The organism is Candidatus Competibacter phosphatis (genome assembly GCF_012939995.1).
GTDB classification, from domain to species: domain Bacteria; phylum Pseudomonadota; class Gammaproteobacteria; order Competibacterales; family Competibacteraceae; genus Competibacter; species Competibacter phosphatis.
In genome coordinates, this window is record NZ_SPMZ01000009.1 from 39,656 (window position 1) to 52,641 (window position 12,986).

11 protein-coding genes are annotated in these 12,986 nt (G+C 64.1%); 1 reads left to right on the plus strand and 10 read right to left on the minus strand.

Features of this window, described 5'->3' with window-relative positions; genetic code table 11:
• Positions 1-60: 60 nt before the first annotated feature.
• A complete protein-coding gene (locus E4P82_RS02780; protein WP_169247470.1) occupies positions 61-297 on the plus strand; it encodes a sulfurtransferase TusA family protein in 237 nt (78 codons plus the stop codon).
• A gap of 37 nt (positions 298-334) precedes the next feature.
• Here the strand turns inward: E4P82_RS02780 and pmbA are convergent, their stop codons facing one another.
• From pmbA to E4P82_RS02830, 10 genes are all read right to left on the minus strand, one after another.
• Positions 335-1,711: a metalloprotease PmbA gene (pmbA, locus tag E4P82_RS02785; RefSeq protein WP_420887058.1), complete on the minus strand. Its 1,377-nt coding sequence runs from the start codon at positions 1,709-1,711 to the stop codon at positions 335-337.
• 16 nt (positions 1,712-1,727) lie between these two features.
• On the minus strand, positions 1,728-3,173 hold the full coding sequence (tldD, locus tag E4P82_RS02790; RefSeq protein WP_169247537.1) for a metalloprotease TldD: 1,446 nt from the start codon (positions 3,171-3,173) through the stop codon (positions 1,728-1,730).
• Positions 3,174-3,180: 7 nt separating this feature from the next.
• Positions 3,181-4,002, minus strand: coding sequence for a carbon-nitrogen hydrolase family protein (locus E4P82_RS02795; protein ID WP_169247538.1), 822 nt, complete (start codon positions 4,000-4,002; stop codon positions 3,181-3,183).
• A gap of 14 nt (positions 4,003-4,016) precedes the next feature.
• On the minus strand, positions 4,017-7,901 hold the full coding sequence (locus tag E4P82_RS02800) for a YhdP family protein (RefSeq protein WP_169247471.1): 3,885 nt from the start codon (positions 7,899-7,901) through the stop codon (positions 4,017-4,019).
• Positions 7,898-9,391 (minus strand): ribonuclease G, encoded by a 1,494-nt coding sequence (gene rng, locus E4P82_RS02805; RefSeq protein ID WP_169247472.1) that lies wholly within the window; start codon positions 9,389-9,391, stop codon positions 7,898-7,900. The genes E4P82_RS02800 and rng overlap by 4 nt, the downstream gene beginning before the upstream one ends.
• A 34-nt stretch (positions 9,392-9,425) precedes the next feature.
• Complete coding sequence (locus E4P82_RS02810) at positions 9,426-10,010, minus strand: Maf family protein (protein ID WP_169247473.1); 585 nt, start codon at positions 10,008-10,010, stop codon at positions 9,426-9,428.
• 1 nt (position 10,011) lies between these two features.
• Entirely contained in the window at positions 10,012-10,482 is a 471-nt protein-coding gene (gene rlmH / locus E4P82_RS02815; RefSeq protein ID WP_169247474.1) for a 23S rRNA (pseudouridine(1915)-N(3))-methyltransferase RlmH, read from the minus strand.
• A 24-nt stretch (positions 10,483-10,506) separates the two neighbouring features.
• Positions 10,507-10,851: a ribosome silencing factor gene (rsfS, locus tag E4P82_RS02820; RefSeq protein WP_169247475.1), complete on the minus strand. Its 345-nt coding sequence runs from the start codon at positions 10,849-10,851 to the stop codon at positions 10,507-10,509.
• 15 nt (positions 10,852-10,866) lie between these two features.
• The gene (gene nadD, locus E4P82_RS02825; RefSeq protein ID WP_169247476.1) at positions 10,867-11,556 is read right to left on the minus strand and encodes a nicotinate-nucleotide adenylyltransferase; all 690 of its coding nucleotides are present in this window, start codon (positions 11,554-11,556) and stop codon (positions 10,867-10,869) included.
• A 131-nt stretch (positions 11,557-11,687) separates the two neighbouring features.
• The gene (locus tag E4P82_RS02830; protein ID WP_246327324.1) at positions 11,688-12,971 is read right to left on the minus strand and encodes a glutamate-5-semialdehyde dehydrogenase; all 1,284 of its coding nucleotides are present in this window, start codon (positions 12,969-12,971) and stop codon (positions 11,688-11,690) included.
• Positions 12,972-12,986 lie beyond the last annotated feature (15 nt).

Genomic DNA, 12,986 nt, shown 5'->3' on the forward strand with positions numbered 1-12,986 from the left:
AAACGAAAACATGATTCGATCCGGTAAGCTAAGAGCATCTTGAACCACTGGATAATCGCCATGACCACGATCGATGCCGAACTCGATACGTCCGGATTGAGCTGCCCGCTACCGATTCTCAAAGCCAAAAAGGCCCTGGCTGGCCTACGCGGCGGTCAGGTGCTGCGCGTGATCGCCTCCGACCCGGAATCGGTCCGGGATTTCGAGACCTTCAGCCAACAGATGGGCCACGTCTTGCTGGAAGCGCGGGAAGAGCTTGGACAATTCTACTTTCTATTGCGCAAGCGGGAGGATTGAAGCCCGGTCGGCTGGAGCCAGTCGCCGGTGTTCGCTTCTACTCCCCGGCCACTGTCATCCGCTCTAGCAGCAGCGAACCGCAGCGGATACCGCCGCGCATATCCACGTCAGCACCGACCGCCACCACACCTCGGAACAGATCATTCAGATTGCCGGCGATGGTGATTTCGTGGACCGGATAGCGAACCTGGCCCTGCTCCACCCAAAACCCGGACGCCCCGCGCGAATAGTCGCCGGTCACCAGATTGACCCCATGGCCGAGCAATTCGGTCACCCACAAGCCGGTATCCAGTTGCCGCAGCAGCTCCTCCTGCCCCAACGAACCGGGCTCGACGATCAGATTGTGGGTACCGCCGGCGTTGCCGGTAGTTTGCATCCCCAAACGGCGTGCCGAATAGCTATCCAGCACGTAACCCCGCAATACCCCATCGCTGACCACATCCCGGTCGGCGGTGGCCACGCCTTCGCTGTCGAACGGGGCGCTGCCCAAGGCCTTGGGCAAGCGCGGCCGTTCGCGCAGGGTCACGAAATCCGGGAACACGGGCGTGCCGAGTCGATCCAGCAGGAACGAGGACTTGCGATACAGCGCCCCACCCCGAATGGCGGCGATAAAGTGCCCGATCAAGCCGCGCGCCAGTTCTGGCGCGAATAAAACCGGCACCTGCCGGGTACCTAGTCGGCGGCTGCCTAGCCGGCGCAGCGCCCGCCGACCGGCCTTTTGCCCAACCGCGACCGGCGTTTCCAGTTCAGTGCGGTCGCGCGCCACGGTATGCCAATGATTGCGCTGCATACCCTCCGCATCCTGAGCGATCACCGAACAACTCAGCGAATGGCGGGTGGTCGGATAGCCGCCACAAAACCCGTGCGAGTTGCCGTACATGACCAGCCCGGCACGGGTGGCGACGCTGCCACCTTCGGAGTTGCGGATACGTGGGTCCAACGCCAGCGCCGCCGCTTCGCACTCACGGGCCAAGTCGATCGCTTCCTCGGCGGACAGCGCCCAGGGATGGTATAGGTCGAGATCGGGAATCTCCCGCACCAGCCGTTCGGGATCGGCCAATCCCGCGTACGGATCGGCGGCGGTATGACGAGCGATGGCGCAGGCGCTTTGCACGGTGTCGCGAATCGCCTCCGGTCGCCAGTCGGCGGTACTGGCCGAGCCGCGACTCTGACCGAAGTAGACCGTGACCGCCAAGCCGCGCTGGCGATGATGTTCCAGGGTCTCGACCTCGCCCAGCCGGACGGTCACCGACAGGGCACTGGCGAAACTGACCGCCGCTTCGGTGGCGGTGACGCCCTGGACCTGCGCCTCGGCCAGAATGTCGGCGATCAGGGTTTCCAGTCGTTCGCGCGCCGGCATTGGCGCAATGGTGGGGGCAATGGCTTCGGGCATGGATTGGAATTCGGGGTTCATGATTCGGGATTCGAGCTCAGGCTTGCGTACCGCCCACGGTCAACGATTCGATCTTCAGGGTCGGCTGACCGACCCCCACCGGCACGCTCTGCCCGTCCTTGCCGCAGGTGCCGACCCCGGCATCGAGCTTCAGATCGTTACCGACCATCGAAACCTTGGTCAGCACGTCCGGACCGTTGCCGATCAGGGTGGCGCCCTTGACCGGGCGGGTGACGCGACCGTTTTCGATCAGATAAGCCTCGCTGGCCGAGAACACGAACTTGCCGGAGGTGATGTCCACTTGGCCGCCACCGAAGTTGACGGCGTACAGCCCTCGCTCCACTGAGGCGACGATCTCCGCCGGGTCGTGCTCGCCCGGCAGCATGTAGGTGTTGGTCATCCGTGGCAGCGGCAGGTGGGCGTAGGACTCGCGGCGACCGTTGCCGGTCGGCGTAGCCTTCATCAATCGGGCATTGAGCTTGTCCTGCAAATAGCCCTTGAGCACCCCGCGCTCGATCAGCGTGGTGCACTGAGTCGGGGTGCCCTCGTCGTCGATGTTCAAGGAGCCGCGCCGGCTGGCCAGGGTGCCGTCGTCCACCACTGTGCACAGCGAGGTGGCGACCCGCTCGCCGATCCGCCCGCTGAAGGCCGAGGTACCCTTGCGATTGAAATCGCCCTCCAGCCCGTGACCGATGGCCTCGTGCAGCAAGACACCCGGCCAGCCCGGTCCCAGCACCACGGTCATGGTTCCGGCCGGAGCGGGAACGGCCTCCAGGTTGATCAGCGCCTGCCGCACCGCTTCCCGCGCGTGCCCCAAGGCGCGATCCTGATCGAGGAACCAGCCGTAGCCGACTCGGCCACCGCCACCGGAACCGCCCTGCTCGCGACGGCCGTCGTGTTCGACGATCACGCTCACGTTCAGCCGCACCAGCGGTCGCACGTCGCCGGCCAGCGTGCCGTCGCTGCCGGCGATCAGGATCGTGTCCCGCACGGCGGCCAGGCTAACCATGACCTGGGTCACGCGCGGGTCCTGACGACGCGCCTCGGCGTCCACCGCTTCCAGCAAGCAGACCTTGGCGTCGGCCGACAGCGTTTCCAGCGGATCGAGCGGTTCGTAAAGCGCCGGCCGTTGGGTGGAACGCCAGACCTGCAAGCGAGTACCGCCGCCATCCCGAGCGATGGCGCGGGCGGCGGTGGCCGCTTCCAGCAACGCCGGCAACACGATCTCGTCGGAATAGGCAAAGCCGGTTTTCTCGCCGCTTGTCGCCCGGACACCGACACCCTGCTGGATGGCGTGGCTGGCGTTCTTGACCTGTCCGTCCTCCAGTCCCCAGGATTCGGCGCGGCGCTGCTGAAAATACAGGTCGCCGCCGTCGATGGCGTGGCCCAACAGACAGGACAGGGTTCGATGCAAGGCGTCCTCGCCGAGACCGGCGGGTGCGAGCAGTTGTTGGCGGGCGAGGGCCAGCGTATCGGTCGTCATCATTTCCTCAAGTTTCGCAGTGCACACGATGTTCTAGGACCGGGAATTGCCGTCGAACGTTCTCCAGCCGCTCCCGGTCGAATTCGGCCAGCACCACGCCCGGCCCGTGTGGCAAGCGGTCGAGGATCGCACCCCACGGGTCGATGATCAGACTGTCGCCATGGGTCTCGCGGCCGTTGGCGTGCCGGCCACCCTGGGCGGAGGCGATCACGTAGCATTGATTTTCGATGGCGCGTGCCCGCAACAGCGTTTCCCAGTGCGCCAATCCGGTGGCGGCGGTGAATGCCGCCGGCAGGGCCAGAATTTCCATGCCGCGCTCCATCAGGGCGCGAAACTGCTCGGGAAAGCGCAGGTCGTAGCACACCGCCAACCCCAGCCGACCCAATGGCGTCTCGGCAAAAACGTAGCGGTCGCCCGGTTCGATGGTGGCCGACTCGGCGTAACGCTCCCGGCTGCCCACCACCTGCACGTCGAACAGATGCACCTTGTCGTAGCGGGCCACCCGCTGGCCGCGATCGTCGAACAGCAGGCAGGCCGCGCGCACTCGCCGCGCGTCGCCGGCGGTCCGCAGCGGGATCGTGCCTCCAATCAGCCACAGCCGGTGACGAGCGGCCTGTTCGGCCAGAAAAGATTGAATCAGCCCATCGCCTTCCGTTTCCCGCGCCGCCACTTTTTCCTCTTCGCGACGGCCCATCAGGGCAAAATTCTCTGGCAGCACCGCTAGTCGAGCGCCTTGGTCGGCGGCTCGGGCCAGCAGTTCGGCGGCGGTAGCCAGATTTTCGGCGACATCGGGTCCGGAAACCATTTGGATGGCGGCCATGCGCGGCATGTCGGGCACCTCGTTCATTGGTCGCCCACGAGCTTTTTGGGCGAGGTGGCGGGCGATGGTTCCCGCAGCGGTTCCAACACCGGATCTTCCCAGGAGCCGGTCAGCGTATAACGGTAGCGGGTTGCTTGTTCGATGCCTTTTTGCAGCAAGCGTTCAGCGACCAGCACCGCCGCGCCGATCGCCGGGCCACCAGCCAACGCACCCGCGACCGGCAAAGCGCCACCCAAATTCGGCGTCACCGTGATCTGCTGGTCGTAATCACGGTCCCGCAATCCGGTCCGGCCCCGGATATCGATCCGCGCGGCCGGCGCTTCGACCGTGAGATCGTCGGTGAAGGCTTGCCCATGCTTGAAAACGAATTCGCCGGTGATCTGATCGAAACTGGTCCCTGGCTGGAACAGATCGCTGAAATCGAGACTTAGGCGCCGCATGATGTTCTGCAAACTAAATAACCCGACCACCCGACCCAAACCCGGATCGATGTTGAGCAACTGTCCTGAGTCGATGTGAAATTTCAGACTGCCATCCATGCGCTCCAGAGTGAAGGCGGGCAACTCCCCCGCCCACTCGGCGCGTAGTTCCGCTTCGGTCTCACCGCCGGTGATACCGGTATCCCGATAGCCGAATGCCGCCAGGGTTTCTCCCAACGTCTGGCTCCACAAGGTCGCTCGCAACTGGGCAAGCTGACCGCCGAGGGTCCAGTGCCATTCGCCACTGGCGGTGAAATGCTGCCATTCGGAATTCAGGTCCATCTCGGACAGGCGAACACCGCTCTCCATCGGCATGACGACCACCCGTAACCGGCCCAGAGCTTTGTCGTCCAATCGAAACTCACTGGCGGTCAGCACCAGCGGCGGCAAGTGACGCGGATCGGAGGCAACGGACGGGCGGGCAACGGCGTCCTTCTCCAGCTCTCGCCGCCACGATAAGCGCTGCAACGCCGCGTTGATCGGCTGCGTTGGAGTCGGCTGATCTGGCAAGGTAAGACGCCCAGCCAGCTCATTGCTCTCCAGTTCGACTTGTAGGCCGCCATTCCGGCGGGTCGCTCCCATTTTCAGCCGGGTCACCGAATGATCGCCGATCGTCAACTCACCGATTTGAGCATCGATACCCTGTAACAAGCCCCACCATGTCGCAGGTTTTCGTTCATCACCGGCGGTGGAATTGGTCGAATCGGGAGTGGCGTTGGGCCAATCCAGTCGCCAACGCGGCAGATCGGCGACAATGAACAAGCCCGACGCCTCCGGCAATTGAGCCGCGCCAGCATTGATGCGGAGCTCACCCCGATCCAGTCGAAGTTGTTGCGGATAACCGTCCAAGGCCAACACCGCCCGCACGTTCGCGTCGTATTTCAGGTCCAATTCCAGGGTATCACGCTCGCGCGGACGCACGGTCAGGGCGAAGGGGCGAGCCTGGTCGGCATCCTTGCCAAAGGGTTCCGGCAACCGGATAGCGGTGCCACGCAAATCCGAACTAAGGCTCAAAGTAAAAGCGGATTTCAGATTGTTCTGCTTGTCCTGACCGGTTGGAACCGTCAGCACGGCTTTCCAGAGGCTCTTGCCGTCGATAAACGACTCCACTCCCACAGGCTTTCCGGTGAAGGTTTGCGGTTCCAAGCAGCCTTGCAATTGGCCACGCAATTCGCGGTGACCCACATCGTCGATCAAATCCAGGTCGATCCGAACCGGCTCTCCGCGCAGCAGCGCCCGCACGTCCTCGGCTTTCAGGTCGGTTTCCGTAAACGCCACTTCGCCCTTCAGCCGACTGAATTCGAGCGTCCGGGATGGCAAGGCCACGCTATTGTCCGACAAATCGATCCGCCCGCGCGCGTGGCTGGGCCGCGAGTCGGCTGGAACGGCGAGTTCGAACTCCACGGTATTGCGGCCGGCGATCCGCAAATCCGGCAGATCGTCGCCCAGCTCCTGGCCGATCGGACTCTCTCTGAGCCCGCGCCACAAACTGGCGCCGGGTCCATCGATCCGCCCCTTGGCCTGGGCAACCACCTTCTCAAGATCGTCGATCCAGACCGCGAGATTTTCGATCTTGGCATTGAGCAGGCGACCGGCGCCGGGCTCCATCTCGATCCGCATGCCGCGATTGCGAAACGTCACGCTCCCCCGCAATCCTTCCAACCGGGGCCAACCGGGCGCGTAGTTCACCACCGCATCCTCGATCCGAAAGTGGGTCTCGAACAAACCTTCGTCGCGGTCGAAAGGGAAATGGGCCGGCGGGCCGCGCAAAAGCAGATCGCCGGCCACCACCCGACCGCCGACCAGCGCCTGATCCAGCCAGGCGATCCCCGCGGGCGGAATCACCGTCACCGGCAGGTAGCGCCGCGCCTGGTCGCGCCCGATGCGGACATCCCGATAATGCCCACGCAAATCCAGCACCGGCTCGCCCCGATCGGGCAAGGTGACGCTACCCCAAAACCGCCCGTTGAAATCGGGGTTGGCCATCTCCAGACTGGCGCTGTCGAGCCGCAATCCGTCCATATCGCGTTGCCAGACGATCGTCCCGTGCAAGCGGTCGAGGTCAAGCGGGAGCCGTAGCAAACCGGCGGTATCGATCCGGACCCGCTGGCTGTCCAGCTCAAGCTGGCCTCGCGCCGGGGAAAAGGTCAACAGGCCGGTCAGGTTGTCGAATCCCGGCAAGCCATGGGTCGATCGTCCGGCCACTCCGTGCAAGCGCGCGGTCGCCGCATAGGTATCGAAACCGGACTCGGCTTCCAACGCGATTTCCGGCAAGTCGCCACGCGGATCAAGCGACGCCAGCCAGTTTCGGGCCGACTCGTCCAGCCACGGCGTCACCCAGGCCAGCACGTCCTGAACACGCCAGTCGCGGCCTTCCCCGCGCCAGCGCTCACCGGCGCGGCTCAGCTCGAAACAGGGTTGCGCCTCGCCCTGGGAATGACCATCGCCAAACCGGGTCTGGCCCCGCAAGCGCCAACCGGCATCCTGTGTATTCCACTCGAAATCCAGTTCACTGTCCGGCGTCGCCGCCAACCAGGACGCCAACAAAGCGGTACGCGGCTCGGGCTTCAAACGCGCTTGTCGCACGCGCAACTGACCTTGTAAGCGGACGGGACGCCAGTCCCGCCAGTCGCCGCTGACCACCAATCCGACTTGGCCGGCGCTGAACGGTAAGGGTAACGGCCAGCCCGCCAGACTCAAACGACCGGCCTCGAACCGAAAGGTCCCTCGCCCAGCCTCGGGATCGGCATCGTCGACGCGTTGCCGCTCCACATTCAATTGCAAGCGGTCGCCCAAGCCGGACGGCAACTCGGCGGTGAAAGTCAGTCGCTGACCTTCGGCGGTGTCCCGCACCTGAAAATAGGGACGCAGAATGTTGATCGCCCCGCCATCCAGGCGGCGCACGGTCAACCGCTCGCCGATGATGTCCAGCCGATGCACGGCGAACAGCCAGCGGGCGGCTTTCTCCAAGGGTGACGTGGCATTTTCGGAATCGGCATTCGCCCGCAGTCGCAAGGCTCCATCCGGCCCCTGCTCCAAGGTCAGGTTCAAACCCTCCAGCCGGACTTGGCCGAACGCCGGCCGCCATTCCCGCAGCGAACGCCACAGGTTCAGGCTCACCGTCGCCTGGGCGAAACTGGCCCAGGCAGCGCTGCTGTCGGGATCGCGCAGGCCGACGTCCCGCAATCGCAACCGAAGCCGCCAACCATCCCGAACCGCATCCACCGACCCGATCCGTACCGGTGTCCGCAGCGCTTCTCCCAAAGCATCCGCCAGTGGCTCACGGTAGTCGTTCAAACGCGGCAGCAGCCACCATTGCCCGAACGCCAGCAATAGTAGCAACGGCAACAACAGCGCCAGAATCAGCCGACGCGCCCACCGCAGGGTCCGCCGCGTCGTGCCGGCCGCATGCCAAAACCCTTGGCTCACATCAACACCACGTCATACTGCTCGCGGGTGTAGAGGGCTTCCGCCTGGAATTTGATGGGAATACCGATAAAGGCCTCCAGTTGCGCCACGCTGGTGGATTCCTGGTCCAGCATGGCGTCCACCACATCCGGCGCGGCCAGCACCATGAACTGACGCGGCGAATATTGGCGGGCTTCGCGCAACAGTTCGCGGAAGATGTCGTAGCATACCGTCTCGGCGGTCTTGATCGAGCCCCGACCGTTGCACAAGGGGCACGGCTCGCACAACACCTGTTCCAGGCTCTCCCGGGTGCGCTTGCGGGTCATTTCCACCAGACCGAGCGGCGATACCTGCGAGATGTGGCTCTTGGCGCGATCTTTTTCCAGATGTTTCTCCAACGCCTTGAACACCGCCTGACGGTGTTCCTCGCTGGCCATGTCGATGAAGTCGAGGATGATGATCCCGCCCAGATTGCGCAGCCGCAATTGCCGGGCGATGGCGGAGGCGGCCTCCAGATTGGTCTTAAAGATGGTTTCCTCAAGATTGCGATGTCCCACGTAGGCGCCAGTGTTGACGTCGATGGTGGTCATCGCCTCGGTCTGATCGACGATGAGGTAGCCGCCGGACTTGAGCGGCACCTTCTTGCTTAGCGCCCGCTGGATCTCGTCCTCGATGCCGTACAGTTCGAAAATCGGCCGTTCGCCGGGATAGTGCTCCAGGCGCGGCACCATCTCCGGCACGAACTTGTCGGCGAACTCCAGCATCCGCTGGCAGGTTTCGCGCGAATCGACGCGCATTCTCTCGACACTGTCGCCGACGAAATCGCGCAACACCCGCAGGATCAGGGGCAGATCCTCGTACAGGGTCGCAATGCCGCTGGTCTCCTTGATCCGCTCCCGGATCGAACCCCACAAGCGTTGCAGAAACTGCATATCTGCCCGCAGCGCCCAGGGCTCCGCGCCTTCTGCGGCGGTGCGCACGATGTAGCCACCGCCGAACTCGGCCCGGAAAACATTGATCATTTCCTTGAGCCGCTGCCGCTCGCGCTCGCCGTCGATCTTGACCGACACCCCCGCCATGTCCGAATCGGCCAGGAACACCAGGAAGCGGGACGGCAGAGTGATATGCGTAGTCAACCGCGCGCCCTTGGTGCCGATCGGGTCCTTGATCACCTGCACCACCAATTCCTGATTCTCGCGCACCAGTTCGGTAATGACCGGCCAGCGTTCGCCGGCGACCGCTCCCCCTTCGACCATGGTTTCTGGACGGATATCGGAAACGTGCAGGAACGCGGCTCGCTCCAGGCCGACGTCCACGAACGCCGCCTCCATGCCGGGCAATACCCGACAGACTCGCCCCTTGTAGATGTTACCGACCAACCCGCGCCGGCCGACTCGTTCGAGCAGGATTTCCTGCAGGACGCCGTTCTCGACCACGGCGACTCGGGTTTCGCGGGGCGTCACGTTGATCAGAATTTCGTCGCCCGTGCCGCCTTCGGCGCGTGTGGCCATGAATGGTCGTTCCCGTCAGGAGATGAAAGTAATGTTAGAGAGGGAGGATGCCGAACTCTCGCAGCAGTTCGGCGGTTTCGAACAGCGGTAGTCCCATCACCCCGGAGTAGCTGCCGCGCAACTCCACGACGAAGGCCGCCGCTCGCCCTTGAATGCCGTAGCCGCCGGCCTTGTCCCTCGGTTCGCCGCTGTCCCAGTAAGTCTCGCATTCCGCCGGCGACAGATCCCGGAAGCGAACCCGGCTTTCCTGGATCTTGAACGCGTCGCGCGCCTCGGTGGCCAAGGCCACCGCGCTCAAGACCCGATGCTCCCGCCCGGACAAGCGCGCCAGCATCGCCAAGCCCTCGTCCCGGTCGTCGGGTTTACCGAGAATCGCGTCGTCCACCACCACCGCTGTGTCCGCGCCCAGCACCGGCGCGGGTCTGCGTCGGCCCAATGCGCACACGCCCGCTTCCGCCTTGGCCCGCGCCAGTCGAGCCACGTAGGCGTGGGGTGTCTCATTCGGCAGCGGCGTCTCGTCCACCGCAACCGGCAACAAACGGTAGGCAACGCCGATCTGACGCAGCAGTTCGCGACGGCGAGGGGAAGCGGAAGCCAGATAGATTTGGAAGGTGGCCATGTCAGGCACGGTGGTAGGGATGATGATGCAGCAGGCTCCAGGCCCGATAAAGCTGTTCGGCCAGCACCACCCGCACCAGCGGATGCGGCAAGGTCAGCCGCGACAGCGCCCATAATCGCCCGGCGCGGGCATGACAGGCCGGGTCCAACCCGTCAGGACCACCGACCAGCAGACTGAGATCGTGGCCCTCTCGCAGCCAACCGGCCAATTGTTCAGCCAGTTGCACGGTGCTCCATTCCTGCCCCCGTTCGTCCAGGGCGATCACCTGGGACCCCGCCGGTATCGCCGCCAGCAAGCGTTCGCCCTCGGCGCGGACCAGACGCGCCAAATCGCTGTTCGCGCCACGCTTGCCGGGTGGAATTTCGACCAGGTTCAGCGCGCACTCCCGCGGCAACCGCCCGGCATATTCCTCATAACCGGCCTTGACCCAGCTCGGCATGCGGGTTCCCACGGCGAGCAGATGGATCTTCATGGGCACCGCGCCAGAATCGATTGCTCAATGTTCCAACGCCCTGACGGCATCCACCGACCACAACTTCTCCAGATTGTAGAAATCGCGGGTCTGCGGCAACATGACGTGCAGCACGATGTCGTTCAAATCCACCAGCACCCATTCCGCCTCCCGCTGGCCTTCGACGCCCAAGGGCCGTACGCCGACCGCCGCGCATTTTTCGATCACCTTATCAGCCAGCGCCTTGACCTGGCGGTTGGAGGAACCGCTAGCGATAACCATCAAGTCAGTGAAACTGGCGATCTCGCGCACATCCAGAATTTTGATGTCCTGAGCTTTCACCTCTTCCAGGGCAGCCACAACAATGTCTCGTAAAGCCTCAAGTTGCATGAATTTCATTGATCCTCATGAAGTCACGGAGGTCAGGGTAGGCAACGACCGGTACAGCGCCCGCTCGTGGATATGGGCCAGTGCCGTCTCCGGCAACAGAAAACGAGGCGACTGGCCACGCGCCAGCAAAGCGCGAATGTACGTCGCGGAGATGTCCAACTGGGTCACTGGCTGGAACAAGATACCGCCGGCAAGCCGCTGGCGTAGGGCGGCGGAGTCCGCCATGCGTGGGGCGATGAATTCCTCCAGTACCGGCACGAACGACTTCGACGGCCCAGGCCGTTGCATCACCACGATGTGGGCGAACTGGCTCAATTCCCGCCAGCGATGCCAGGTGTGCAGTTCGCGGAAGGCATCGACGCCGACGATCAGACACAGGGGGATATCCTCGAAGTCCTCGCGCAACGAGGCCAGGGTATCCACCATATAGGAAGGTCCCTCCCGACGCAGTTCCCGATCGTCGACCACGAAGCCCGTTTGCCCGGCCGTGGCCAAACGCACCAGCGCCAGCCGCTGCTCGGCGGTGATTTGCGGCGCACCGCGATGCGCCGGAATCCGGCAGGGCACGAAGCGGATTTCCGCCAGATCCAGCGCCTCCAGCAACTCCAACGCCGGTCGCAGGTGACCGTAATGGATCGGGTCGAAGGTACCGCCCAGAACGCCGATGGGATGTGGACACGGCGGAAAACGGGGGGCCACCGGCATTGAATTCACGGTTTATCTCGCTCGCCTGGTATTTCGCGCGCCGTACCCGCAAAAAATTCGATGGATGATCGGGTCATGATGACATCGTGGTCAGCCATGACCGTTCGCCCGGTGCTCGCAAATTTCACCCCTTATTCTCGAACATGCCCATCACCCAGCACCACGAACTTCAGGGTGGTCAAGCCCTCCGCGCCGACCGGGCCACGGGCATGCAGCTTATCGGTGCTGATGCCGATTTCCGCGCCCAAGCCATACTCGCCACCGTCGGCGAAGCGGGTGGAGGCGTTCACCATCACCGAGCTGGAATCCACCTCGCGCAGAAAACGCCGTGCCCGACTGTAATCCTCAGTCACGATGGCGTCGGTGTGGGCGGAACCGTAGACGGCGATATGGTCCATGGCCTGGTCGATATCGTCGACGATCCGAACCGCCAGAATCGGCGCCAGATATTCCGCATACCAGTCTTCCTCGGTGGCCACCCCGATCTCCGGCAGCAGGTCGCGGGTCTGCGGACAACCGCGCAATTCCACGCCGGCCTCCCGGTAGCATCGACCCAGTTCGGGCAATACCCGGCCGGCGATACCCGTCGCCACCAGCAGGGTTTCCATGGTATTGCAGGTGCCGTAGCGTTGGGTCTTGGCGTTGTAGGCGATCGACACCGCCTTATCGGGATCGGCACGGTCGTCGATGTAGACGTGGCAAACCCCGTCCAGATGTTTGATCACCGGCACCCGCGCCTCGCGGCTGATCCGCTCAATTAGGCTCTTGCCACCGCGCGGCACGATCACGTCCACGTATTCGGCCATGCCGATCAGCACACCGACGGCGGCGCGATCGGCGGTATCGACCACCTGTACCGCGTCGGCCGGCAAGCCAGCAGCGGCCAACCCTCGCTGGATGCAGGCAGCAATGGCGCGGTTGGAATGCAGTGCCTCGGAACCACCGCGCAGAATGGCGGCATTGCCGGCCTTCAAACAAAGCGCGGCGGCGTCGGCGGTTACGTTCGGCCGCGACTCGTAGATGATGCCGATCACCCCCAGCGGCACCCGCATTTGTCCCACCTGGATTCCCGATGGGCGGTATTTGAGGCCGGTGATTTCACCCACGGGATCGGGCTGGGCTGCGATTTCCCGCAGACCCTGGGCCATCGCCCGAATACCCTTGGGCGTCAGCTCCAAGCGGTCCAGCAGGGCAGCGTCCAACCCGTTGGCGCGGCCGGCGTCCATGTCCAGGCGATTGGCCGCCAGCAACCGTTCCTCGTCCACCTCCAGGGCGGCGGCGATGGCGAGCAGGGCGCCGTTCTTGGTCCGGGTCTCGGCGCGACCGACGACGCGGGACGCGGCACGGGCACGGCGGCCCACATCCAGCATGTAGCGCTCGATGGCGTTGGCGGTTTCCATGTGGGTATCGTTCATCGGCAAAGCGTCCTC

Bases quoted from the DNA above. Each gene is read 5' to 3' on its own strand.
- E4P82_RS02780 (WP_169247470.1), top strand. From the start codon at position 61: ATGACCACGATCGATGCCGAACTCGATACGTCCGGATTGAGCTGCCCG.
- pmbA (WP_420887058.1), bottom strand. From the start codon at position 1,711: ATGAACCCCGAATTCCAATCCATGCCCGAAGCCATTGCCCCCACCATT.
- tldD (WP_169247537.1), bottom strand. From the start codon at position 3,173: ATGACGACCGATACGCTGGCCCTCGCCCGCCAACAACTGCTCGCACCC.
- E4P82_RS02795 (WP_169247538.1), bottom strand. From the start codon at position 4,002: ATGCCGCGCATGGCCGCCATCCAAATGGTTTCCGGACCCGATGTCGCC.
- rng (WP_169247472.1), bottom strand. From the start codon at position 9,391: ATGGCCACACGCGCCGAAGGCGGCACGGGCGACGAAATTCTGATCAAC.
- E4P82_RS02810 (WP_169247473.1), bottom strand. From the start codon at position 10,010: ATGGCCACCTTCCAAATCTATCTGGCTTCCGCTTCCCCTCGCCGTCGC.
- rlmH (WP_169247474.1), bottom strand. From the start codon at position 10,482: ATGAAGATCCATCTGCTCGCCGTGGGAACCCGCATGCCGAGCTGGGTC.
- rsfS (WP_169247475.1), bottom strand. From the start codon at position 10,851: ATGCAACTTGAGGCTTTACGAGACATTGTTGTGGCTGCCCTGGAAGAG.
- nadD (WP_169247476.1), bottom strand. From the start codon at position 11,556: ATGCCGGTGGCCCCCCGTTTTCCGCCGTGTCCACATCCCATCGGCGTT.
- E4P82_RS02830 (WP_246327324.1), bottom strand. From the start codon at position 12,971: ATGAACGATACCCACATGGAAACCGCCAACGCCATCGAGCGCTACATG.